This is a genomic window from Pseudomonas sp. KCJK9000, from assembly GCF_046230725.1.
Taxonomy (GTDB): Bacteria; Pseudomonadota; Gammaproteobacteria; order Pseudomonadales; family Pseudomonadaceae; genus Aquipseudomonas; species Aquipseudomonas promysalinigenes.
This window is the reverse complement of the sequence record NZ_JBJJLN010000036.1, coordinates 14,000-37,813: the sequence shown is the minus strand read 5'-3', so window position 1 is coordinate 37,813 and position 23,814 is coordinate 14,000. Positions and strand designations below refer to the sequence as shown.

Below are 23,814 nucleotides of genomic sequence, written 5' to 3'. Positions count from 1 at the left end.
AAGGCGCTTGGGTGAGGGTGTTGTTTTGCGTTGGAGGTAAGTTATCGTACAACCTCGCGGATGACTAGTCCCCTTTGCAGAATATTTTCGCAGCGTAACAGGGAGCCCAGGGAGTTACTGGCCTCTACGCGGACAAACCATTTTCCAGAGGGATAGTGTCAGGGATATTGGTGGGATGGATAAAACGGCCAACGGGGCATTACTGGTGCTGGATGACCTGATGGCAGCCTGAACGCCGCTCAGCTGCAGGCTTGTCATCGTATCTCTTGGTGGTGTTCAAAAACGATCGCGGAGACAGGCGCAAGCCCGCCGCCCGTTCCTACGGGAAGTGTTCTGGGACCAGCAGAGGGTGACCGAAGAAACGGGGGCGACGTTGCGCCGCCCCGCGATCAAAGCTAACGAAGCTGGAAAAGAGTGTCAGGCAGCCTGTTGGCGCTTGAGCTGGCTTTTGCGCACTTGCGCGCGGCAGGCATCACCGAAAGCCTGGAAGATCTTGATCGAATCAGGGTTTTGCGCCGCCTGCCATTCCGGGTGCCACTGTACGGCAAACAGGAAAGGCGAGATGCTCGGTGCGTGGATTGCCTCGACCAGGCCGTCTTCGGCATGGGCGATCGGCTCGATGCCTGCACCCAGGTTGCGCAAACCCTGGCCGTGCAGTGAGTTCACGCGAATCTCGTCGGCACCCAGGGTTTCGCGCAGCCAGCTGCCCGGCTTGATCTTCACCCCATGCACTTGTGCGTACTGCACATCCACAGGGTCTTGCGGGTTTTCTCGGTGGTCGTTGAAGCCAGGCTCGGCATAGACCTTCTGGTAAATGTCGCCGCCCAAGGCAACGTTGATTTCCTGCATACCACGGCAGATGCCGAAGATCGGCAGGCCGCGCTTGAGGGCTGCCTTGACCAGCGGGATGTCGAACAGGTCGCGGTTCTTGTCCTGGCCTTTACCGGGTGTTTCGTTTTCCTGGCCATACAGCGCCGGGTCGATATTACTGCCGGCACCGGTCAGGTACACACCGTCGGCCATGTCCAGATAGGTCTCCAGGTCGTCGATGCCGCAGCAGGTGGGCACCAGAACCGGGACGCAGTCGGCGAAGTCGACCAGCGGAGTGATGTATTTATGAGTCATGACCTGATAGTCATGGCCTTTGCGCTCTTGGCTGCCCATGGTCATCAGAACGACGGGTTTGCGCAGGGAAGGTTGCTTGTTGCCAATGTTGCTGTTGGACATATGTCACCTTATGACAGGGCTCTGCCTGTCGTTGTTGTGCAGGTGCACGGCCTGTGGCCTGGGTGTGCTGCCTGAAGTCCCGAGCACTGCCGGCTCGTCACTGGGCGAATCCGGTCGGGGCTTGTCGATAGCTTGCCAGAGCCGTTCGATATGTCAAACGAGTCAAACGCGTTCAGGCCCCCGAATCATGGGGGCTTGCCTCCTTGCGAGCCTTACCCGGCAAGGGTTTGGCAGGGGGCGAGGTCAATTATATTTAACGATGCAGTTGGCTCATTGCAGCGCTGCAATAATCTGCGCTTCAGTGCAGGATCTGAGCGAGGAATGCCTTGGCTCGTGGGGTGCGTGGTTGATTGAAGAATTCTTGCGGCGGGCTGTCTTCGATGATTTGACCACCCTCTAGAAACAGCACCCGCTCCGCTACCTGCCGAGCGAAGCCCATTTCATGGGTAACGCAGAGCATGGTCATCCCGGAGCCGGCCAGTTGCACCAGCACCTCCAGTACCTCGGCGACCATTTCCGGGTCGAGCGCAGAAGTGGGTTCATCGAACAGCATGATGCGCGGTTTCATGCACAGCGCACGGGCAATCGCCACCCGCTGCTGTTGGCCGCCCGACAATTGGCTTGGGTACTTGTTAGCCTGGCTCTGGATACCGACTTTGCTCAGGTAATGATAAGCCAGCTCCTCGGCATCCTTGCGCGACAGGCCACGCACGCTGGTGGGGGCCAGCAGGCAGTTGTCCAGCACGCTCAGGTGCGGGAACAAATTGAAGTGCTGGAACACCATGCCGATTTCGCTACGCACCTGAGCTGCCTGGCGGGTATTGGCAGCCAGGTCGGTGTTGGCAACCCGGATGCTACCTTGCTCGGCGATTTCCAGGCGATTGATGCAGCGGATCAGGGTCGACTTACCCGAACCAGACGGGCCACACAGAACAATACGCTCGCCTTCGCGCACGCGCAGGTCGATATCGCGCAGCACATGGAAGGCGCCATAGTGCTTGTTCAGGCGCTCGATGCGAATAAGCTCCCGGCGTGGGTCATGTTCCGGCGCCGGGCTGGCAACGCTCATTGGGGCGGTCATGTTGTTGGTCTTCCGCTGGATATCAGTCGAAACGCGCAGCGCTGTAGGGCGCAGGGTCGGTAAAAGGGTGTTCGCCAGTGACGAGCTCGGCCACCAAGCGGCCGCTGACTGGGCCGAGTGTGAGGCCGTGATGGGCGTGGCCGAAGTTGAACCACAGCCCTGGGTGTCGATGCGCTGGGCCTATCACTGGGCGCATGTCAGGCAAGCATGGCCGGCGGCCGAGCCAAGGTTTGTCGTCCAAGCGCTCACCGAGGGCGGGGAACAGCTTGCGGGCCAGGGCCTCGCAGCGCTGGAGCTGAATTTCGTTGCCCGGCGCGTCGCTGGCGGCGAACTCGATGCCGGTGGTCAGGCGCACGCCTTGGGCCATGGGCGCCAGTACATAGCCGCCTTGTGTATCGCAAATTGAATGCAACAACTTACCGCCGTCACGGGTGCCATAGTGCATGTGGTAGCCGCGCTTTATGCCCAGCGGAATCCGGTAGCCCAGCTGGTGGTAAAGCGCTCGGGACTGAGGGCCGAGGCACGCTACCACCTCATGTGCAGTGATCGGCCCGCGCTGGCTGTCGACCTGCCAGTGGCCGGCGACCTGGCGCAGGCTGCGCGCATCGCCATGCAAGAATTGCCCACCGCGCTGGGTGAAGAGGGCGGCGTAGCCTCGGGTGAGGGCGCCTGGGTTGGTGACGGTCTTGGGGTCCAGCCAGTGGATACCGCCGACCGCCGTACTGCCAAGTGCATCCTCGCGGGCCTGGAGTTGGCCGCGCTCGAGGATTTCATACTGCAAGCCATAACGGGCCAGCCCTTTGAGCTCAGCCTTTGCCTGTTCGAACAGCCAAGGGTCGCGATACACCTCGATCCAGCCTTTGGCTTGGATCAGCCCTTCAAGGCCGGCCGCGTGAACCAGCGCATCGTGCTCTACGACACTGCGCTGCACCAGCGGCAGCATGTCGGCCGCTGCCCCGGCAAGGCGCGCCGGTGCCGACTGGTGCCAGTAGCGCATCAGCCATGACGCCGCCTTGGGCAGATGCAGCAGGTTGTAGCGCACGTCTGGCTGACGGTTCAGGCCATAACGCAACAGCGCGCCCCACTGCCTGGGGAAGGCATAGGGAATCACGCTGGATCGCTCGATCAGCCCGGCGTTGCCATGGCTGGTGCCACTGCCTGGAGCGTTGCGGTCGATCAGGATTACCTGGCGCCCTCGGGCCTGCAGGTGCAGTGCGGTACTGACGCCGACGATTCCGGCGCCTAGTACAAGGGTTTGGCAATGCATGGAGAGGTCCTTGAGTCAGTTCAGGTGGCGGCCCAGTCGGGCCTCCAGTTGTTTGAGCAGGCGCCGTACCAGTTCGACGATCAACAGATACAGCACCGCGGCCCACAGGTAGATCTGGAAGTCGAAACTGCGTGAGAACGCCAGTTTGGTCACCCCCATGAGGTCGTAGATGGTCACCAGTGAAGCGATGGCACTGGCCTTGATCATCAATATCAGCTCGTTACCCAGCGGGCCGATGGCTACCAGCAACGATTGCGGCAGGATCACCTTGAAGAAGGTGGTCGAGCGCTTCAAATTCAGCGCCCGCGCTGCCTCATACTGACCCGGCGCGACAGCCATCAGGCTGCCGCGAAAGATCTCGGCCTGATAGGCGGCGGTATTGAGGGTGAACGCCAGCAATGTGCAGAACCAGGCTTCACGAAAAAACCACCACAGCCCAACGTCTTGCCAGAACCCCTTCAGAGAGCCAAGGCCGTAGTAGAGCAGGAACAGTTGTGCCAGCAGCGGCGAGCCGCGAAAGAAGTAGATGTAACTGGCGGCCAAGCGTTGCAGGATCAAATTGCCAGACATACGCGCCAGGGCCAGCAGCAGGCCAAGGACAGCGCCCAGGCTGAAGGAAATGGCCACCAGCTTGGCGGTTACCAGCAAACCATCGACGAAACGTGGGCCATAGCGCTCCAGCAGGTCTGGGTCCATGATCAGCCCCAGGAGTTGATCGGCACTCATACGCGGGCTCCTTGCAGATGGCGGTTGCTGCGGTGTTCGATGTAGGCGAACGCCCGACCCGAAACAGCGGAGAATAGGAGGTAAGCAACGCAGGCCACGGCGTAAAAGAACATCGGCTCCTTGGTTACGCTGACTGCCAGGTTGGTCTGGCGCATCAGATCGACCAGCGAGATGGTCGATACCAGCGAGGTGTCCTTGAGCAATGACAGCCAATTGTTCGACAGCCCCGGCAGGGCGATGCGAGTCAGTTGTGGCAGTACCACCTTGATGAACCCGGTGCGCTTGCTCAGCCCCAGCGCCGAACAAGCCTCAAGTTGCCCTTTGGGCAGGGTCTTGAACGCAGCCAGCCAAATTTCACTGGAGAAGGCTGCGAACACCAAGCTGAAGGCGATCATCGCCGCGAGGAAGGTGTTGATCAGGAACTCGCCTTCATAGCCCATGGCGCCCAGCAGCTTTTGCGCCGCGATCTGGCATCCGTAGTAGATGATGAGCAGGGTCAGAAGCTCGGGCAGCCCGCGGAACACGGTGGAAAACAGGGTGGCCCAAGCTCTTGGCAGGCGTTTGTTCGAGCGCGCCGCGATTGCTACCAGCAGCCCCAGTGGTAGGCCGATGGGCAGGCAGGCCAGGGCCAGCGAAACGGTCACCAGCGCCCCAGTGAGCAACGCTTGGCCCCAGCCTCCATTGGCCAATGACAGTAAATACAATTGATCGAGCATGACGAACCCCTTGCATGGGCAGCGCGGCTTTGGTGCTGCTACGGCCTCGTTTGGGCAAAGGGCCGCTGAGCGGCCCTGGCGATCGCGTCGTTTCCGAAGATCAGTTGTAGATATCGAAAGCGAAGTATTTGCTGGCGATCTTCTGGTAGGTACCGTTGGCGACGATCGCGGCCAGTGCAGTATTGAGCCGCTGGCGCAGGGCCTCGTCGTCTTTGCGCACGGCAATAGCGGCATCAGCCCGGGTTCCGGCAACGTCGCCCAGCACCTTGCAGCAGCCCTGACCGTTCTTGTTCATCCACTCGTGCAGGGGGAATTTGTCGGCGATCACCCCGTCCAGGCGCCCGGCAGCGAGGTCGGCGTTGGCCTCGTCCATGGTCGGGTACAGCTTCACATTGCCCCGGCCTTGGCGTACACGTCTTCGGCATAGATGGCCTGTGTCGAGGACGACTGGGCGCCGACGGTGTAGCCGTCGAAGTTGGTCTGTGCGTCGTCGATCTTGCTGTCTTTGGCCACTGCGACGGTCAGTGGGGTGCGATAGTAGTGGTCGGTGAAGGCGATTTTCTTGCGCCGTTCGTCTGTATTGATCATCGATGCGACCACAGCATCGTATTTGCGCGCCATCAGCGCCGGAATGATGCCCTCCCAGTCCTGGGCGGCCAACGTGCACTCGACCTTCATCTGTTCGCAAAGAGCATGAGTGATATCGATGTCGAAGCCGTGTAGCTGGTTGTTGGCATCGACATAGTTGAACGGCGGGTAGGCACCTTCGGTGGCAAAGCGCAGGGTCTCTGCACTGGCGTTACCTGTGAGCAACAGGGCACACGCACCCAACATAGCCATGGTTTTGGTCATCTCACACCTCTTGCACGCTTACTATTGTTGTTTGCCCGCTGGCCACGAGGTGTAGCCGACGAACTCGTTATGAAGAGCGGCAGTAGCTTCCAAACGCTTTTCAACATCCGGCCCGAGTTTCTTGCAGACCTCGTTGACCATTAGATGAACCCACGACAGCATCGTCGCGGTGGACTCCCAGAACAGATTGAACTCGGTGGGAATGCGAAATACCTCGTCGGCGTGGGCATCGGCCCAGTCGCAGAAGGTGTCGGTCACCAATGTCACCGGGATACCCGCTGCGCGCGCTTTCTGACACAGCTGCAAGGCATGGCGTGAATAGCGGCGGGCCTCGAATACCACCAGCGCCGTGTCTTGGCTGCGTCCAAGCAGTACCTCGCCGAAGTGCCCGGCGCTGCCATCGACCAGTTGCACCCCGTCACGTAGGTATTGCAGCAGGTGGCTCATGCACATGGCGATGCCGCGCTCGGTCTGAAAGCCGGCTATGCACACCCGTGGTTGGCTGGCCAGGCGCTGTGCCACAGCGTGCCACGCGTCGCTCTGGCGGTATTCGTGTACGCGCACCAGAGCAGCGATCTCTCGTTCAAGGCTGCCTGCGGTGTCACTGGCATCCTGGTTCTGGCGATATTCTTGCAGGCGGTCGCCCATCAACCACGGCCCATCACCCAGATCGCTCTGCAGGTCTTGCTTGAGTGCCTTGAGATGGGCATAACCCAGAGATCGGCAGAAGCGGCCCACACTGGATTCGCTAACCCCTAACTTGGCGGCAATGTCCGCTGAGGTCTGGAAGGGCAGCTCGTGCAGGTTCGCGAGCATGTAGCTGGCAATTTTGCGACCCGAGGCAGCGGCCCCTTGCAGGCTGTTTTCCAGGCGTTGCTTGATCGGTTGGCTCATGTTGCTGTTCCAAATGAAGCGTAGGTAGAAAATGGCTGTTTTCTGTCATTACGTCAACAATTGACAGATAGCTGTCACTTGTCAGAAAGTTTTTGTCGTTGCCAGGCTGTTGCTATTCCAATTCCAAGAAAGGAGCTACAGATGTCCACACCGTCCCATGGCCCGCTCGTGCGCGTCCCATTCGCCGACCTGCAGGCGCTATTGCAGCGGATCTTTCAGCGTCACGGCTGCAGCGAAACGGTGGCTGGCGTGCTTGCGCACAATTGCAGCAGCGCCCAACGCGATGGCGCACACAGCCATGGCGTGTTTCGTATCCCTGGCTACGTCTCGACCCTGGCCAGCGGTTGGGTCGATGGCCGAGCCACCCCCACGGTCACCGACGTTGCCCCAGGGTATGTGCGCGTCGATGCCGCAGGCGGCTTTGCCCAGCCGGCACTGGCTGCAGCACGCCAGTTGTTGATTGAAAAGGCCCGTAAGGCGGGCATCGCCGTGCTGGCGATCCACAACTCGCACCATTTTGCAGCGCTATGGCCTGATGTAGAGCCGTTTGCCGACCAAGGCCTGGTGGCGCTGAGTGTGGTCAACAGCATGACGTGCGTGGTGCCGCATGGTGCACGCAAGCCATTGTTCGGTACCAACCCGATTGCCTTCGCTGCGCCGTGCGCAGGGCAACCCCCGATCGTTTTCGACATGGCCACCAGCGCCATGGCCCATGGCGATGTGCAGATCGCCGCACGGGCGGGCGAGCAGCTGGCCGAAGGCATGGGTGTCGATGCGCAAGGTCAGCCGACCACTGACCCGCGAGCGATACTCGAAGGCGGCGCGCTGTTGCCCTTTGGTGGGCACAAGGGCTCGGCACTGTCGATGATGGTTGAGTTACTGGCCGCGGCCCTGACCGGTGGGCACTTTTCCTGGGAATTCGACTGGTCCGGGCACCCGGGGGCGAAAACCCCATGGACCGGCCAACTGCTCATCGTCATCGACCCGAGCATGGCCGAGGGAAGTCGCTTCGCTCAGCGCAGCCGGGAGTTGGTCGAGCACATGCAGGCTTGTGGGTTGTCGCGGATGCCGGGCGAGCGTCGCTACCGCGAACGGGAAGCAGCCGAGCGGGAAGGGGTGGCGTTGCAAGAGCAGGAGCTGCAGAGCCTTACGGCACTGCTGGGCTGAGCAGCTGTGCAAAGTTGCATAGACAACCTTGCACTTCTGTGATGTTCCTTGGCCGCAACTGCGGGTATGCTCAGGGCTGTCTTTCCGAACTGTCCTGATCCAAGGAGCTGCACGCTGTGTTCAAACATGTCGATGCCTATGCCGGCGACCCGATCCTCTCGTTGATGGAAACCTTCAAGGCCGACCCGCGCGCCGACAAGGTCAACCTGAGTATCGGCCTTTATTACGACGAGGCCGGTGTGGTGCCGCAGCTGGCAGCTGTGGATGCGGTGGAGAAGCGTATCGCAGGCCAGGCCCATGAAGCCTCGCTGTACCTGCCAATGGAGGGCCTGGGCAGCTACCGTCAGGCGATTCAGGCGCTGCTGTTCGGCGCCGATCACCCGGCGGTGACCGCCAAACGCGTGGCTACCGTGCAGACCGTGGGCGGCTCTGGCGCACTGAAAGTCGGCGCCGACTTCCTCAAGCGTTATTTCCCGCAGTCTGAAGTCTGGGTCAGCAACCCGACGTGGGACAACCACCGCGCCATCTTCGAAGGTGCAGGGTTCAAGGTGAACACCTACCCATATTTCGACTCGGCCAGCCGGGGCGTCGATTTCGACGGCATGCTGCAAACCCTGCAAAGCCTGCCGGCACACAGCATCGTGTTGTTGCACCCGTGCTGCCACAACCCTACCGGGGCCGACCTTGAGCAGGGCCAGTGGCAACATGTGGTCGAAGTGGTCAAGGCGCGCCAGCTGATTCCATTCCTCGACATCGCTTACCAAGGCTTCGGCCAAGGCCTTGTCGAAGATGCCTACGCCATCCGCGAAATGGCCCGCGCCGGTGTGCCGTGCCTGGTCAGTAACTCCTTCTCGAAGATCTTCTCGCTGTATGGTGAGCGCGTAGGGGGCCTGTCGGTGGTTTGCGATGACGAAGCTACCACCCAAAGCGTGCTGGGCCAGCTCAAAGCTACCGTGCGGCGCAACTACTCGAGCCCACCGAATTTCGGCGCTCAGTTGGTTGCCGGCGTGCTCGGCGACGCCGCACTCAACGCCCAGTGGGCCAGCGAAGTCGAGGTGATGCGCAAGCGGATTCTCGATATGCGTCAGGCACTGGTCGATGCATTGGCGGTGCTGTTGCCCGGTCAGGACTTCCAGTTCTTCTTGCGCCAGCGCGGCATGTTCAGCTACACCGGCTTTAGCGTTGAGCAGGTGCGCCGCCTGCGGGACGAGTTCGGCGTTTACCTGATCGACAGCGGCCGAGTGTGCATGTCCGGCCTGCGTCCGGCCAACCTGCAACGGGTTGCTGAGGCGTTCGCCGCTGTTCAGAAGTAATTCTCGGGCCCATGTGGCTACTCGGTTGGGCCGCTTTGCGGCCCTTTCGGCCAAAGGGCCGGTCCTGGCCTAGAGGCTCGGCGTGAGCTCTTCGGTGAGGCGCAGATCGAGCGCCGCCCGCGCGGCGCATCGCGAGCTTTGCTCGCTCCTACGTTTGTTTCGGGCCAGTAACGCCTGTGGCAGGTGCGCGCGACCGCCTTGTTTGTACGACGCTATCTCGCGCCATGCACCAAGGCGTCCGCGCGCAAATCTCGCAGGCATAATTGGCCCGAAACAAACGTAGGAGCGAGCGCAGCTCGCGATGCGCCGCGCGGGCGGCGCTCGATCTCACAGGCGCTAAAAGCCTCAGATTGAACCCCCAAAAAATCCAACACCAGATCACTGGTATCAGATTTATCGCCCCCAAGCCTGGACTCAAATGCTTAAGTGAACAGGCCCTACAGCGGCCCCTTTTGGACAACCTACTTGTAAAGACAAGTGCAACCACTCCTCGGAAAAGGGCTTCGCAAGTGCAACCTTTCCGTGCACAATCGCGCCCCTCTTTTCCGGTTGAGTTGGGCGAAACCTCTAGTTCGCCATTCTCAGCCTGTTGCAGTCTTGCGAGTGGAGCTTCACCCGGAATGAATGAGCAGGCCCCAAGCGTTGAGCAACGCTTTGTAGAATCGACCCCCGCCACCCTTGGCAGCTGGTCGCGTCACGACACCACCTGGATGCTGGGCCTGTTCGGCACGGCCATCGGCGCAGGCACATTGTTCTTGCCGATCAACGCTGGCCTTGGAGGGTTCTGGCCGCTGCTGATTCTGGCCGTGCTGGCCTTTCCGATGACCTATTTCTCCCACCGCGGCCTGACCCGTTTCGTGCTCTCGGGCAAAACCGGTGGCGATATCACCCAAGTGGTCGAGGAGCATTTCGGGATAAAGGCCGGCGCGCTGATCACTGTGCTGTACTTCTTCGCCATTTTCCCGATTCTGCTCATCTATAGCGTGGCACTGACCAATACCGTCAGCAGCTTCATGGAGCACCAGTTGCATCTGGCCCCGCCGCCCCGGGCTATCCTGTCGTTCGTGCTGATTCTGGGGCTGTTGGCAATCGTGCGCTGCGGCGAGCAGGCTACGGTGAAAGTCATGAGCCTGCTGGTTTATCCATTCATCGTTGCCCTAGGCCTGCTGGGCCTGTACCTGATACCGCACTGGACCGGTGGCATCCTTGACAGCGCGAGCGAGGTACCATCGAGCTCGGCCTTCCTGCATACCCTGTGGTTGGCCATTCCGGTCATGGTGTTCTCGTTCAACCACTCGCCGATCATCTCGGCCTTCGCCGTTGACCAGAAGCGCCGCTATGGTGTGCATGCCGATGAGCGCAGCGGTCAAATCCTGCGTCGGGCGCACCTGTTGATGGTGGTGATGGTGCTGTTCTTCGTATTCAGTTGCGTGCTCACCCTGAGCAGTGGGCAGTTGGCCGAGGCCAAAGCGCAGAACCTGTCGATCCTCTCGTACCTGGCCAACCACTTCAGCAACCCGACCATCGCCTTCGCCGCACCGCTGATCGCATTCGTCGCAATTGCCAAGTCGTTCCTCGGCCACTACATCGGTGCTAGTGAGGGCTTGAAGGGCATAATCGCCAAGGCCGGTGCACGGCCGGCGGCCAAAGTGCTCGACCGGGTTGTCGCAGGGTTGATGCTGGTGGTCTGCTGGATCGTCGCCACACTCAACCCCAGTATCCTGGGCATGATCGAGTCCCTGGGCGGGCCGATCCTCGCCGTGCTGCTGTTCCTGATGCCGATGTACGCCATCGCCCGGGTGCCGTCGATGCGCAAATACAGTGGCGCGCTGTCCAATGTCTTCGTGGTGGTGATTGGCTTGGTCGCACTGACCTCGGTGGTCTACGGCCTGATCGGCTGATCCTTAGCCACCCATGGAAAAAGCCCGGCGCGCTTGTGGCGCGCCGGGCTTTTTTTGTCCACAGGAATTCTGCGGCAATAGAACAATTTCTTCGTACCCCATAGGCACCCGGCCGCCTTCATGCTTAACTCAGTGTCCTTTTCAAACCCCGCATAAGGATTTCGTCATGGCTCAAGTGACTCTCAAAGGCAACCCGGTTCAGGTGAAAGGCAACCTGCCACAAGCCGGCGCCCAGGCTCCGGCTTTCTCCCTGGTTGGTGAAGGCCTGGCTGACAAGTCGCTGAAGGACTACGCCGGCAAGCGCAAGGTGCTGAACATTTTCCCAAGCGTCGACACCCCGACATGCGCGACCTCCGTTCGCAAGTTCAACGCCCAGGCCAACGACGTTGATAACACCGTGGTGCTGTGCATCTCGGCCGACCTGCCATTCGCTCAGGCGCGTTTCTGCGGCGCAGAGGGCCTGGAAAACGTCAAGAACCTGTCGACCTTGCGTGGGCGTGAGTTCCTGGAAAACTACGGCGTTGCCATTGCTGACGGCCCACTGGCCGGCCTGGCAGCTCGCGCCGTAGTGGTGCTGGACGAAAACGACAAAGTGCTGCACAGCGAGCTGGTTGGCGAAATCGCCGAAGAGCCGAATTACGAAGCAGCCCTGGCTGTTCTGAAGTAAGGTTCGCGGGCGGGAAGGGCAGGCTAAGGAACTCGATCGCCTGCCGCCTCTCCAAGCAACACCCTGTAACGGCTCGGAACGTTTTCCGGGCCGTTTTCATTTAAAGTTCAACCTGTTGGCAACGTCAGGCAAAGGTAAACCTCTGGTAAAGAGGCTTTGCTTAACCACAGTCAGTGCTTATCGTTCAACCTCCCACGCTGCCATTTCCGAACAAGGTTCGTTCAACCCATGCAAGTGTCCAACTCCCGTTCCCCTCGTCGCTGGCTCGTTGGCCTGCTGATCCTGTTGCTGGTGGCTCTGCTGGCCTGGTGGCTGTGGCCCGCTGCAACACCCGAGCACAAAGCGGCCGGCACAGGGCGCGGTGATAAAGGCGCGGGTATGATGGGCGGGCGGCCTGGTTTCGGTGGCTCCACCGACCCGGTGCCCGTACGTGTCGAGCCTGTTCGTGTGGGTGATTTCCCGCTTTACTACAAAGCCCTGGGCACGGTCACCGCCACCAACACGGTGAATGTGCGCAGTCGTGTGGCCGGCGAGCTGGTGAAGATCCTGTTCAAGGAGGGCCAGCAGGTCAAGGCCGGCGATCTGCTCGCTGAAATCGACCCACGCCCGTATCGCATTGCCCTACAGCAGGCTGAGGGCACGCTGGCCCAGAACCAGGCTCAGCTCAAGAACGCTCAAGTTGACTTGGCCCGTTACAAGGGCCTGTACGCCCAGGACAGCATCGCCAAGCAGACCCTCGATACCGCCCAAGCCCAGGTGGCTCAATACCAGGGTCTGGTCAAAACCAATCAGGCGCAGGTCAACGATGCCCGCCTGAACCTCGATTTCACTCAGATCCGCGCGCCCATTAGTGGCCGTGTCGGCCTTCGCCAGCTTGATCTGGGCAACCTGGTGGCCGCCAATGACACCACCGCGCTGGTCGTGATCACTCAAACCGAACCGATCAATGTGGCCTTCACCCTGCCAGAAACCGAGTTGAGTACGGTGCTGGAGCGCTACCGCAGCGGCGCCAGCCTGCCTGTCGAGGCCTGGGATCGCAGCGACAGCAAGCTGCAAGCTAGCGGTGTGCTCGGCAGCATCGATAACCAGATCGACACCACCACTGGCACCCTGAAGTTCAAAGGCCGTTTCGAGAACAAAGACCTGGCGCTGTTTCCCAACCAGTTCGTCAATGTCCGCCTGCTCGCCGACACGCTCAAGCAGGTGGTATTGGCCCCAGCGGCAGCTGTGCAGTTCGGCAATGATGGCACTTTCGCCTATGTGGTCGATGACCAGAGCAAGGTCAATATCCGCAAGCTCAAAGTCGGTGCCAGTGATGGCCAGAGCAGTGTGATCCTCGAAGGGCTCAAAGCCGGCGACCGCCTGGTGCTGGAAGGGACCGACCGCTTGCGCGAGGGTACTCAGGTGGAAGTGGTCGAGGACAGCTCGCAAGTGCCGAGCACCCCGGGCCAGCACCTGCAGGGCCAGGATGGCAAGGGCTCGGCGCAAAGCCATGGCGCGCCTACTGGCACAGCGGCAGGCAAGGCGGGCGCATGAACCTGTCGCGGCTGTTCATTCTACGCCCGGTCGCAACGACGCTGACCATGTTGGCCATCGTCCTGGCCGGGTTGATCGCCTACACGTTGTTGCCGGTATCGGCCTTGCCCCAGGTCGACTACCCGACCATCCGGGTCATGACCCTGTATCCCGGCGCCAGCCCGCAGGTGATGACCAGCGCGGTGACTGCACCCTTGGAGCGCCAGTTCGGCCAGATGCCCGGCCTTGAGCAGATGGCCTCGACCAGTTCCGGTGGTGCCTCGGTGCTGACTCTGCGTTTCAGCCTGAACATGAACATGGACGTTGCCGAGCAGCAAGTACAAGCTGCGATCAACGCCGCCAGCAATCTGCTGCCCAGCGATCTACCGGCGCCGCCTGTGTACAACAAGGTCAACCCCGCCGACACCCCTGTGCTGACCTTGGCCATATCCAGCAAGACCATGCCGTTGCCCAAGCTCAATGACCTGGTCGATACCCGCGTGGCGCAAAAGCTCGCGCAGATCAGCGGCGTGGGTATGGTGAGCATCGCCGGTGGCCAGCGTCAGGCAGTGAGGATCAAGGTGAATGTCGATGCGCTCGCCGCCAACGGCCTGAACCTCGACGACGTGCGTACCTTGATAGGCGCATCCAACGTCAACCAGCCCAAGGGCAACTTCGACGGCCCAACCCGGGTGTCGATGCTCGACGCCAACGATCAGCTTCGCTCGCCAGAGGAATACGCCAACCTCATTCTCGCCTACAACAACGGCGCGCCGCTGCGCTTGAAGGACGTCGCGGAAATCGTCGACGGCGCGGAAAACGAGCGCCTGGCTGCCTGGGCCAACCAAAATCAGGCGGTACTGCTGAACATCCAGCGCCAGCCGGGCGCTAACGTCATCGAGGTGGTCGACCGCATCAAAGAGCTGCTGCCGTCGATCACCGATAACCTGCCTGCTGGCCTTGATGTGTCGGTGCTCACCGACCGTACCCAGACCATCCGCGCGGCAGTCAAAGACGTGCAGCATGAATTGCTGATTGCCATTGTGCTCGTGGTGATGGTCACCTTCGTGTTCCTGCGCCGCTTCAGCGCCACATTGATCCCCTCAATTGCCGTACCCCTGTCGCTGGTGGGGACGTTCGGGGTGATGTATCTGGCCGGTTTTTCGATCAACAACCTCACGCTCATGGCGCTGACCATCGCCACCGGCTTCGTGGTCGACGATGCCATCGTCATGCTCGAGAACATATCCCGGCACATCGAGGAGGGTGAAACGCCCTTGCAGGCGGCCCTCAAAGGCGCCAGGCAGATCGGATTTACTCTGATTTCGCTGACCTTTTCGCTGATTGCGGTGTTGATCCCGCTGCTATTCATGGCCGATGTAGTCGGGCGTTTGTTCCGCGAGTTCGCCATTACCCTGGCGGTGGCGATCCTGATTTCCTTGGTGGTTTCGCTGACCCTGACCCCAATGATGTGCGCGCGCTTGCTCAAGCGTGAACCCCGTGAGGACGAACAGAGCCGCTTCTACCGTGCCAGTGGCGCGTGGATCGACTGGTTGATCAAACATTACGGCCGTGGCCTACAGTGGGTGCTCAGGCATCAACCGCTGACCCTGCTGGTGGCCGTGGCGACTCTGGCACTGACCGTGCTCCTGTACATGGTGGTGCCCAAGGGCTTCTTCCCCGTGCAAGACACCGGGGTGATCCAGGGCATATCAGAAGCGCCGCAGTCAACATCGTTCGCCGCCATGAGCGAGCGTCAGCAGGCCTTGAGCAAGGTCATCCTGCAGGACCCAGCCGTACAGAGCCTGTCGTCCTATATTGGCGTCGATGGCGACAACGCTACCCTCAACAGCGGCCGTTTGCTGATCAACCTCAAGCCCCATGGTGAGCGTGACGTCACTGCAGGGGAAGTGATCAGCCGCCTGCAACCTCAGCTGGACAAGCTGGTGGGTATTCGTTTGTTCATGCAGCCGGTACAGGACCTGAGCATCGAAGACCGGGTCAGCCGCACCCAATATCAGTTCAGCTTGTCCTCACCAGACGCCGACCTGCTGGCGCAGTGGAGCGGCAAGCTGGTGCAGGCTCTGCAGCAGCGCCCGCAGTTGCAGGACGTTGCCAGTGACCTGCAAGACAAGGGCCTGCAGGTCTACATGGTGATCGATCGCGACATGGCCAGCCGTCTTGGCATCACCGTGGCGCAAATTACCAACGCACTGTACGACGCCTTCGGCCAGCGGCAGATTTCCACCATCTACACCCAGGCCAGCCAGTATCGGGTGGTATTGCAGGCCCAGGATGCGGCCACTATTGGCCCGTCGGCGTTGGAGTCGATTCACGTCAAGGCCACCGATGGCGGCCAGGTACGCCTCTCGGCGCTAGCGCGCATCGAACAGCGGCAGGCGCAACTGGCCATTTCGCATATCGGGCAGTTCCCGGCGGTGACGCTGTCGTTCAACCTTGCCCATGGCGCATCCCTGGGTGAGGCGGTCAAAGTGATCGAGCAGGCGCAACAGGACATCGGTATGCCGCTCGGTGTGCAGACCCGCTTCCAAGGGGCGGCCGAAGCCTTCCAGGCCTCGCTGTCGAGCACCTTGCTGCTGATCCTGGCCGCCATCGTGACCATGTACATCGTGCTCGGCGTGCTCTACGAGAGTTACATCCACCCGGTGACGATCCTCTCTACCTTGCCGTCGGCGGCAGTCGGTGCGTTGCTGGCATTGATCCTCAGTGGCAACGATCTGGGCATGATCGCCATCATTGGCATCATCCTGCTGATCGGCATCGTCAAGAAGAACGCGATCATGATGATCGATTTCGCCTTGGAGGCCGAACGTCATCAAGGCATGAGCCCGCGAGATGCAATCTATCAGGCCGCGCTGCTGCGTTTCCGGCCGATCCTGATGACCACCCTGGCTGCGCTTTTTGGCGCCGTGCCCCTCATGCTTGCCACCGGCTCGGGTGCGGAGCTGCGCCAGCCGTTGGGCCTGGTGATGGTGGGCGGCTTGCTGGTGAGCCAGGTGCTGACGCTGTTCACCACACCGGTCATCTACCTGTATTTCGACCGCCTTGCCCGGCGCTGGCGGCCAAAGCATGACCCGCAGCAGGCCCAGGCATGAACCTGTCCGGGCCTTTCATCCGCAGGCCGGTGGCGACCATGTTGCTGAGCCTGGCGATCATGTTGCTCGGAGGCGTCAGTTTCGGTCTGTTGCCGGTGTCACCGTTGCCACAGATGGACTTCCCCGTGATCGTGGTGCAGGCCAACCTGTCCGGTGCCAGCCCTGAAGTGATGGCCGCCACCGTTGCCACGCCGCTGGAACGCAAACTGGGCAGCATCGCGGGCGTCACCACGCTCACCAGTAGCTCCAACCAAGGCTCCACTCGGGTCATCATCGGCTTTGAAATGGGCCGGGACATCGACGGCGCAGCGCGTGAGGTGCAGGCTGCGATCAACGCCACGCGCAATCTCTTGCCCAGTGGCATGCGCAGCATGCCCACCTACAAGAAGATAAATCCGTCGCAGGCCCCGATCATGGTGCTGTCGTTGACCTCCAGCGTGCTGCAGAAAGGCCAGCTCTACGACTTGGCTGACACCATCCTGTCGCAGAGCCTTGCCCAAGTCAGTGGAGTAGGGGAAGTGCAGATCGGCGGCAGCTCCTTGCCTGCCGTGCGCATCGCTGTCGAGCCGCAGTTGCTGAACCAGTACGCGCTCTCTCTGGACGAGGTGCGTAACGCGGTATCGAACGCCAACCAGCGTCGGCCCATGGGGTTTGTCGAAGATGCCGAGCGTAACTGGCAGGTGCGGGCGAACGACCAGTTGGAAACTGCCAAGGACTACGAACCGATCGTGATTCGGCAGTCCAATGGCACCATTTTGCGCCTGTCTGACGTAGCGACCGTGACCGATGGCGTGGAAAACCGCTACAACAGTGGCTTCTTCAACGACCAGAGCGCGGTACTGCTGGTGATCAACCGCCAGACCGGCGCCAACATCATCGAGACCGTCGACCAGATCAAGGCCCAGTTGCCAGCCTTGCAGTCGCTGCTGCCGGCCAGCGTGCAGCTCAATGTGGCCATGGACCGTTCGCCGGTGATCAAGGCCACCCTCAAGGAAGCCGAGCACACGCTGCTGATCGCCGTGGTACTGGTGATCCTAGTGGTGTATCTATTCCTCGGCAGCTTGCGTGCATCGCTGATCCCCAGCCTGGCGGTGCCGGTGTCGCTGGTGGGCACCTTCGCGGTGATGTACCTGTGTGGGTTTTCGCTGAACAACCTGTCGTTGATGGCACTGATCTTGGCCACGGGGCTGGTGGTGGACGATGCCATCGTGGTGCTGGAGAACATCTCCCGGCACATCGAGGACGGTCAGCCGCCCATGCGCGCCGCATTCCTCGGTGCCAGGGAAGTGGGCTTCACCTTGCTGTCGATGAACGTCTCGCTGGTGGCAGTGTTCGTGTCGATCCTATTCATGGGTGGCATCGTGCGTAACCTGTTCCAGGAGTTTTCGGTCACGCTGGCGGCAGCGATCATCGTCTCCCTGGTGGTGTCGTTGACCCTCACGCCAATGCTCTGCGCGCGCTGGCTCAAACCCCATCGTGCGCAACAGACTCGCCTGCAGCGCTGGAGCGACAAAGCACATCAGCGCATGGTCGATGCCTATGATCGTAGCCTTGGCTGGGCGCTGCGTCACAAGCGCTTGACCCTGGTCAGCCTGCTGGCGACCATCGGCCTGAATATCGCCCTGTATGTGGTGGTGCCCAAGACACTGATGCCTCAACAGGATACCGGCCAGCTGATGGGCTTCATCCGCGGGGACGATGGGCTGTCGTTCAGTGTGATGCAGCCAAAAATGGAAACCTACCGCCGAGCCTTGCTTGCCGACCCTGCGGTGCAGAGCGTTGCCGGCTTCATCGGCGGCAACAGCGGCACCAACAACGCCATGGTGCTGGTGCGGCTCAAGCCCATCAGCGAGCGCAAGCTCGATGCTCAGAAGGTCATCGAGCGTCTGCGTAAAGAAATGCCCAAAGTACCCGGTGGGCGGCTGTTCCTGATGGCCGACCAAGACCTGCAGCTGGGCGGGGGTGGCCGCGACCAAACTTCCTCACAATATCTGTACACCTTGCAGAGCGGCGACCTCGCTGCCCTGCGCCAGTGGTTCCCCAAGGTGGTTGCAGCGCTGCGCGCATTGCCCGAACTCACCGCCATCGACGCCCGCGACGGTTCCGGCACCCAGCAGGTGACGCTGGTGGTGGACCGCGACCAGGCCAAGCGCCTGGGCATCGACATGGACATGGTCACCGCCGTGCTGAATAACGCCTACAGCCAGCGGCAGATTTCGACCATCTACGACAGCCTCAACCAGTATCAGGTGGTGTTGGAGATCAACCCCAAGTACGCCTGGGACCCGACCACGTTGGAGCAGGTTCAGGTGATCACCAGCGAGGGTGCGCGTGTACCGCTGTCGACCATCGCTCACTACGAGAACAGCCTGGCCAACGATCGGGTGAGCCACGAAGGGCAGTTCGCGTCTGAGGACATCGCCTTCGACGTTGCCGAAGGCTACAGCCCCGACCAAGCCATGGCGGCCGTGGAGCGTGAAATAGCCAAGCTGGGCCTGCCCGAGGAAGTGATTGCCAAGCTCGGCGGCACGGCCAGTGCGTTCGCCAAGACCCAGGAAGGGCAGCCGTTCATGATTCTCGGAGCCTTGGTACTGGTGTACCTGGTGCTGGGTATCCTCTACGAAAGTTACATTCACCCTCTGACGATCCTCTCGACCTTGCCGTCAGCTGGTGTAGGTGCGCTGTTGGCCTTGTATGCCACCGGCGGCGAGTTCAGCCTGATTTCGTTGCTGGGCCTGTTCCTGCTAATTGGCGTCGTGAAAAAGAACGCCATTCTGATGATCGACTTGGCCTTGCAACTGGAGCGTCACCAGGGCCTGAGCCCGGAGGAGTCGATCCGACGCGCTTGTCTGCTGCGCTTGCGGCCCATTCTGATGACCACCCTTGCGGCTATTCTGGGTGCGCTGCCGCTGCTGATCAGCCGTGCCGAAGGTGCCGAAATGCGCCAGCCATTGGGTCTGACCATCATTGGCGGCCTGGTGGTCAGTCAGTTGTTGACCCTGTACACGACACCGGTGGTTTATCTGTATCTGGACCGCCTGCGTCACCGATTCAACCATTGGCGCGGTATTCGCACCGACGCTGCTCTGGACACGCCGTTATGAACTTTGCCCACACCCGAATTCACCGAGCCTTGCAATTATTGACCCGTGGACGCGGCTCACGCTTGGCCGGCGCGGGGCTCTGTGTGGCCATGCTCAGTGCCTGTACCCTGAGCCCGGACTACCACCGCCCGGCCCTGAGTACGCCAGCGCAATACAAGCAGGCCGAGGGCTGGACTCAGGCCAACCCGTCCGATGCCATTGCCCGTGGCGCCTGGTGGGAAATTTACGGTGACCCCGGGTTGAACGCGCTTGTGGAGGAGCTCAACCGCAACAACCAGACCGTCGCGCAGTCCGAAGCTCAGTACCGCCAGGCCCAGGCGCTGGTGCGCAGCAGCCGAGCGTCACTGTTCCCCAGTTTGGACCTGACCACCAGCAAGAACCGCTCGGCCCAAGGTGCTGGCAGTTCCAGTTCGAGCCTGTCCAACAACAGCAGCGGCATCCGCAACACCTACAACGCACAACTGGGCGTCAGTTGGGAGATCGACCTGTGGGGCAAATTGCGCGAAACGCTCAATGCCAACGAGGCCAGTGCACAGGCAAGCTTCGCTGACCTCGCCGCGATTCGCCTTAGTCAGCAATCGGAGCTGGTGCAGAATTACCTGCAACTGCGGGTGATCGATGAGCAGAAACGTTTGCTTGAGGCCACAGTCGCGACTTACGAACGGTCGCTGCGAATGAATGAAAACCAATACAGAGCCGGTGTCGCCGGCCCGGATGCAGTGGCCCAGGCGCGGACCCAGCTCAAATCCACTCAGGCCGACCTGATCGATCTGATCTGGCAGCGTGCGCAGTTTGAAAACGCCATCGCTGTACTCTTGGGTAGGGCGCCGGCACAGTTCGCCCTGGCCGATAGCAAGCGCATACCCGCGTTGCCGCAAATTCCCATGGCGCTACCATCACAGCTGCTCGAACGCCGGCCGGACATTGCTTCCGCCGAACGTAGCGTGATGGCTGCCAATGCCAACATCGGTGTGGCCCGCGCGGCATACTTCCCCGATCTGAGCCTGAGCATGAGTGGCGGCTACTCCAGCAGCAGCTTCAGCAACTGGATCGAGCTGCCGAACCGATACTGGTCGGTAGGCCCGCAGCTGGCTCTGACGCTGTTTGACGCTGGCAAGCGCAGTGCCGAAGTTGACCGCACTCAGGCCGTCTATGACCAGACCGTGGCGCAGTATCGGCAGACGGTGCTCGACGGTTTCAAGGAAGTGGAAAACTACCTGGTGCAGTTGAAAGTGTACGCTGACGAGGCCGTGGTTCGCCAAGAGGCATTGGACGCAGCGCGCGAATCGTTGCGCTTGACCGAAAACCAGTACCGGGCCGGTTTGATCGGCTACCTGGACGTGGTCAACGTACAAACCACTGCCCTGAGCAACGAGCGCAGCGCGTTGACCCTGCTGCAGGGGCGGCTGGTGGCCAGCGTACAACTGATCGCTGCCTTGGGTGGCGGCTGGGATGCAGAGCAGGCGTTCGTCGACCATGATTAGGGCTTTTGCTGGTCTGGCAGAGTGCCTTGCGCAAGCCCAGCACGCATGTTCACACCACTGCTGCAGGCAGCATGACTTGCCGACAAGTGGCAATATGCCTTCATTGGCCATCGCAACCCGCTAAACCAATGCTTTGCAGGTGTTGACGGCTATTTTTGGATCCATTTCCTGCGCTACAAACCGCGTGCGTTTCGCCAACGCTTGAGTACAATCGTCAGCTTTTCCGGGCCCTCCTGTCCCGAGCTGGATTCTCCAATGCTGACCGGTAGTTACTCCCCCGCGCTGGTTCTGATTTCACTCTGCGTAGCCATGCTGGCTTCTTACACTGCTCTGGACTTGGCCGGTCGTATTGTCACTGCCAAGGGCCGTGGGGTGTATCTGTGGATGGGCGGCGGGGCGCTGGCCATGGGGATTGGCATCTGGTCGATGCACTTCATCGGCATGCTCGCGTTCAGCCTGCCCATCGCCTTGGGTTACGACATCAGCCTGACTGCCTACTCGCTGCTGATCGCCGTGCTGTCCTCCGGTTTTGCTTTGTGGCTGGTCAGCCAGCCAAGCTTGCCTTGGCTGCAGTTGGCATTCGGCGCGCTGGTCATGGGCACTGGTATAGCCTGCATGCATTACACCGGCATGGCGGCGCTGCGCATGCTGCCGGGTATCGATTACGACCCGGCGTTGTTCGGCGCCTCACTGGCAATCGCGGTAGGCGCTTCAGCAGCGGCATTGTGGATTGCCTTCCGCTTGCGTATGCATACGCCCTATGTGCGTCAGATCCGTGGGCTGGCAGCCATGGTGATGGGCGTTGCCATCGTCGGCATGCACTACACCGGCATGGCTGCGGCGAATTTTACCGAGGGCAGCTACTGCGGGGCGCTGGTCAACGGGCTGCAGGGCAACAGCTTGGTCTATCTGGTGTTGATCACAACCCTGGCGGTGCTGGCGGTGGCCTTGCTGACCTCGGTGCTGGATGCGCGCCTTGAAGCACGCACGGCCGCGCTGGCCCATTCGCTCACCCTTGCAAACCAGGAGCTCACCCAGCTGGCCCTGCACGATACCTTGACAGGGCTGCCAAACCGCACGTTGCTATCGGATCGCATCGATCAGGCGATCGGTAAAGTGGCAGAACGGGGCGGTTGTTTTGCATTGATGTTCATTGACCTGGACGGATTCAAACCAGTCAACGATGCCTTTGGCCACCATGTCGGCGACCTGTTGCTCAAGGCTGTAGCTGCGCGCTTGCGCGGTCATCTGCACAGCCAGGACACATTGGCGCGGATCGGCGGCGACGAATTCGTGCTACTGGTGGAGCTACGCGAGCCGGAAGATGCCATGGACGTAGCGGTCAAGCAGGTCAATCTGGTCTCGCGCACTTTCCGCGTCGCTGAGCACGACCTGCAACTGACGGCGAGCCTTGGCATTGTGCTGTACCCTGGCAATGGGCAGGACCAGCTTGAGCTGCTGCGCAATGCCGACGCGGCGATGTACCACGCCAAAAGTGTCGGCAAGAATGGCTACTGCTTCTTCGATGCGTCGATGAACAGCAACGCTCGGCAACAGTTGCAGCTGCTGCAGGATCTGCGCGCAGCATTGGAGCAAGGGCAGTTCCGCCTGCACTATCAACCCAAGTTCGACGCAAAGTCCTGCGCGCCCATAGGTGCCGAAGCGTTGTTGCGCTGGGAGCATCCTCAGCATGGTTTGATGCAGCCCGACCGTTTCATTGGCCTGGCGGAAAAAACTGCTCTAATCATTCCAATCGGTGAGTGGGTGCTGCACGAAGCCTGCCGGCAGATGCGCTGCTGGCTCGACCAAGGTCAGGCTGACTGGCGCATGGCGGTCAACCTGTCCGCTATTCAGTTCAGCCACCCAGGCCTGGTCGACAGCGTCGCCCGCGCCTTGCGCGAACACGGTCTGCCGGCCAATTGTCTGACCCTGGAAATCACCGAAACCACGGCAATGCACGACGCCGATGCAAGTTTGATGGTGCTGCAGCGCCTCTCGGATATGGGCGTTGACTTGTCGATCGATGACTTCGGCACGGGTTATTCGAGCCTGATGTACCTCAAGCGCCTGCCGGCCAATGAGCTGAAAATCGACCGCGGTTTTGTGCGCGACCTGGAACAGGACAGCGACGATGCGGCGATCATTTCAGCGATCGTCGCATTGGGGCAGGCGCTGGGCTTGCGCATCGTTGCCGAAGGTGTAGAAACCGGCGGCCAGCAAGCTTTCCTCACTCGCCTTGGCTGCGACTCACTTCAAGGTTACCTGCTCGGTCAGCCTATGCCGGCTGAGCAGTTCATGAGCAGGATGCAGGCGTCGCGCGATGGAAACGAAGCGGTGGCCTAACCTGCATTGAGCAGGCGCACGGGTGGGGCGAACGCTTCGATCTCGGCTTCCACAGCCTCGATGATGCGCTCCACATCGGCGGCGGCCATGATTGCCGTGCAGGGTATGCCAGCGATGGCCAGCAAGGTCACGCCGGTGGTACGGTCGAAAAGCCGAGCAATCATGCTTCGTGGCGCATCCATGCTGGCCTCGAAGCCTAGGGGATGGAAATGCCAGCGCATCACCTGGCAGGCATTGGGGAACGTCATCTTGTTCATGCCAGCCTCCTTAAAAGTGCCGGGTTCGCCGCTCGATGCAGGGAACTTAACAATAGCACCTGTTGCCCCTCATATTCTGCGCTGGACATGACAAATGTAAGAAGGCATGACGGCCGTCACAGCCCGCGCAAACAAGCCGTGTTTCAGCAAATGGGCAGGCAAACGTTTTCCCCGCGCGCCGCGT

General features: G+C 60.9%; 16 protein-coding genes and 1 pseudogene. 9 read left to right on the top strand and 8 right to left on the bottom strand.

Features of this window, described 5'->3' with window-relative positions; all coding sequences use genetic code 11:
* Nucleotides 1-417 precede the first annotated feature (417 nt).
* The 7 genes and pseudogenes from ACK59H_RS16115 to ACK59H_RS16085 all read right to left on the bottom strand — a co-directional run bounded on the left by ACK59H_RS16115 (nt 418) and on the right by ACK59H_RS16085 (nt 6,763).
* Nucleotides 418-1,227, bottom strand: coding sequence for a gamma-glutamyl-gamma-aminobutyrate hydrolase family protein (locus ACK59H_RS16115; protein ID WP_060479646.1), 810 nt, complete (start codon nt 1,225-1,227; stop codon nt 418-420).
* Nucleotides 1,228-1,525: 298 nt separating this feature from the next.
* The gene (locus ACK59H_RS16110) at nt 1,526-2,308 is read right to left on the bottom strand and encodes an amino acid ABC transporter ATP-binding protein (RefSeq protein WP_060479645.1); all 783 of its coding nucleotides are present in this window, start codon (nt 2,306-2,308) and stop codon (nt 1,526-1,528) included.
* A gap of 22 nt (nt 2,309-2,330) precedes the next feature.
* Nucleotides 2,331-3,575, bottom strand: a complete 1,245-nt coding sequence (locus ACK59H_RS16105; protein ID WP_409264629.1) for an NAD(P)/FAD-dependent oxidoreductase — start codon at nt 3,573-3,575, stop codon at nt 2,331-2,333.
* A gap of 15 nt (nt 3,576-3,590) precedes the next feature.
* Nucleotides 3,591-4,301: an ABC transporter permease gene (locus ACK59H_RS16100; protein WP_060479643.1), complete on the bottom strand. Its 711-nt coding sequence runs from the start codon at nt 4,299-4,301 to the stop codon at nt 3,591-3,593.
* Nucleotides 4,298-5,017, bottom strand: a complete 720-nt coding sequence (locus ACK59H_RS16095) for an ABC transporter permease (RefSeq protein WP_409264628.1) — start codon at nt 5,015-5,017, stop codon at nt 4,298-4,300. The genes ACK59H_RS16100 and ACK59H_RS16095 overlap by 4 nt, the downstream gene beginning before the upstream one ends.
* A 100-nt stretch (nt 5,018-5,117) precedes the next feature.
* Nucleotides 5,118-5,869, bottom strand: a pseudogene (locus ACK59H_RS16090) (transporter substrate-binding domain-containing protein).
* 21 nt (nt 5,870-5,890) lie between these two features.
* Nucleotides 5,891-6,763: a MurR/RpiR family transcriptional regulator gene (locus ACK59H_RS16085; protein ID WP_060479640.1), complete on the bottom strand. Its 873-nt coding sequence runs from the start codon at nt 6,761-6,763 to the stop codon at nt 5,891-5,893.
* A gap of 141 nt (nt 6,764-6,904) precedes the next feature.
* Here ACK59H_RS16085 and ACK59H_RS16080 point away from each other — a divergent pair, with 141 nt between their 5' ends.
* From ACK59H_RS16080 to ACK59H_RS16040, 9 genes are all read left to right on the top strand, one after another.
* Entirely contained in the window at nt 6,905-7,930 is a 1,026-nt protein-coding gene (locus tag ACK59H_RS16080) for an Ldh family oxidoreductase (RefSeq protein ID WP_060479639.1), read from the top strand.
* A gap of 116 nt (nt 7,931-8,046) precedes the next feature.
* Nucleotides 8,047-9,243, top strand: coding sequence for an amino acid aminotransferase (locus tag ACK59H_RS16075; protein ID WP_060479638.1), 1,197 nt, complete (start codon nt 8,047-8,049; stop codon nt 9,241-9,243).
* Between the two features lie 620 nt (nt 9,244-9,863).
* Nucleotides 9,864-11,144 (top strand): serine/threonine transporter, encoded by a 1,281-nt coding sequence (locus ACK59H_RS16070; protein WP_409264627.1) that lies wholly within the window; start codon nt 9,864-9,866, stop codon nt 11,142-11,144.
* Between the two features lie 166 nt (nt 11,145-11,310).
* Nucleotides 11,311-11,811 (top strand): thiol peroxidase, encoded by a 501-nt coding sequence (gene tpx, locus ACK59H_RS16065; protein WP_060477282.1) that lies wholly within the window; start codon nt 11,311-11,313, stop codon nt 11,809-11,811.
* Between the two features lie 228 nt (nt 11,812-12,039).
* Nucleotides 12,040-13,347 (top strand): MdtA/MuxA family multidrug efflux RND transporter periplasmic adaptor subunit, encoded by a 1,308-nt coding sequence (locus ACK59H_RS16060; protein WP_409264626.1) that lies wholly within the window; start codon nt 12,040-12,042, stop codon nt 13,345-13,347.
* The gene (locus ACK59H_RS16055; RefSeq protein ID WP_409264625.1) at nt 13,344-16,442 is read left to right on the top strand and encodes an MdtB/MuxB family multidrug efflux RND transporter permease subunit; all 3,099 of its coding nucleotides are present in this window, start codon (nt 13,344-13,346) and stop codon (nt 16,440-16,442) included. Before ACK59H_RS16060 ends, ACK59H_RS16055 begins: the two co-directional genes overlap by 4 nt.
* The gene (locus ACK59H_RS16050) at nt 16,439-19,546 is read left to right on the top strand and encodes an efflux RND transporter permease subunit (RefSeq protein ID WP_060477285.1); all 3,108 of its coding nucleotides are present in this window, start codon (nt 16,439-16,441) and stop codon (nt 19,544-19,546) included. The genes ACK59H_RS16055 and ACK59H_RS16050 overlap by 4 nt, the downstream gene beginning before the upstream one ends.
* Nucleotides 19,543-21,030, top strand: a complete 1,488-nt coding sequence (locus ACK59H_RS16045; protein WP_060477286.1) for an efflux transporter outer membrane subunit — start codon at nt 19,543-19,545, stop codon at nt 21,028-21,030. Before ACK59H_RS16050 ends, ACK59H_RS16045 begins: the two co-directional genes overlap by 4 nt.
* Before the next feature lie 255 nt (nt 21,031-21,285).
* Nucleotides 21,286-23,373 (top strand): EAL domain-containing protein, encoded by a 2,088-nt coding sequence (locus ACK59H_RS16040; protein WP_060477287.1) that lies wholly within the window; start codon nt 21,286-21,288, stop codon nt 23,371-23,373.
* Here the strand turns inward: ACK59H_RS16040 and ACK59H_RS16035 are convergent.
* On the bottom strand, nt 23,370-23,630 hold the full coding sequence (locus tag ACK59H_RS16035) for a DUF1652 domain-containing protein (RefSeq protein WP_060477288.1): 261 nt from the start codon (nt 23,628-23,630) through the stop codon (nt 23,370-23,372). The two genes, ACK59H_RS16040 and ACK59H_RS16035, sit on opposite strands and share 4 nt — an antisense overlap.
* Nucleotides 23,631-23,814: the final 184 nt, after the last annotated feature.

Excerpts from the sequence above, each read along its gene's own strand:
- ACK59H_RS16115 (WP_060479646.1), bottom strand. The coding sequence starts at position 1,227 with ATGTCCAACAGCAACATTGGCAACAAGCAACCTTCCCTGCGCAAACCC.
- ACK59H_RS16110 (WP_060479645.1), bottom strand. The coding sequence starts at position 2,308 with ATGACCGCCCCAATGAGCGTTGCCAGCCCGGCGCCGGAACATGACCCA.
- ACK59H_RS16105 (WP_409264629.1), bottom strand. The coding sequence starts at position 3,575 with ATGCATTGCCAAACCCTTGTACTAGGCGCCGGAATCGTCGGCGTCAGT.
- ACK59H_RS16100 (WP_060479643.1), bottom strand. The coding sequence starts at position 4,301 with ATGAGTGCCGATCAACTCCTGGGGCTGATCATGGACCCAGACCTGCTG.
- ACK59H_RS16095 (WP_409264628.1), bottom strand. The coding sequence starts at position 5,017 with ATGCTCGATCAATTGTATTTACTGTCATTGGCCAATGGAGGCTGGGGC.
- ACK59H_RS16085 (WP_060479640.1), bottom strand. The coding sequence starts at position 6,763 with ATGAGCCAACCGATCAAGCAACGCCTGGAAAACAGCCTGCAAGGGGCC.
- ACK59H_RS16080 (WP_060479639.1), top strand. The coding sequence starts at position 6,905 with ATGTCCACACCGTCCCATGGCCCGCTCGTGCGCGTCCCATTCGCCGAC.
- ACK59H_RS16070 (WP_409264627.1), top strand. The coding sequence starts at position 9,864 with ATGAATGAGCAGGCCCCAAGCGTTGAGCAACGCTTTGTAGAATCGACC.
- tpx (WP_060477282.1), top strand. The coding sequence starts at position 11,311 with ATGGCTCAAGTGACTCTCAAAGGCAACCCGGTTCAGGTGAAAGGCAAC.
- ACK59H_RS16060 (WP_409264626.1), top strand. The coding sequence starts at position 12,040 with ATGCAAGTGTCCAACTCCCGTTCCCCTCGTCGCTGGCTCGTTGGCCTG.
- ACK59H_RS16055 (WP_409264625.1), top strand. The coding sequence starts at position 13,344 with ATGAACCTGTCGCGGCTGTTCATTCTACGCCCGGTCGCAACGACGCTG.
- ACK59H_RS16050 (WP_060477285.1), top strand. The coding sequence starts at position 16,439 with ATGAACCTGTCCGGGCCTTTCATCCGCAGGCCGGTGGCGACCATGTTG.
- ACK59H_RS16045 (WP_060477286.1), top strand. The coding sequence starts at position 19,543 with ATGAACTTTGCCCACACCCGAATTCACCGAGCCTTGCAATTATTGACC.
- ACK59H_RS16040 (WP_060477287.1), top strand. The coding sequence starts at position 21,286 with ATGCTGACCGGTAGTTACTCCCCCGCGCTGGTTCTGATTTCACTCTGC.
- ACK59H_RS16035 (WP_060477288.1), bottom strand. The coding sequence starts at position 23,630 with ATGAACAAGATGACGTTCCCCAATGCCTGCCAGGTGATGCGCTGGCAT.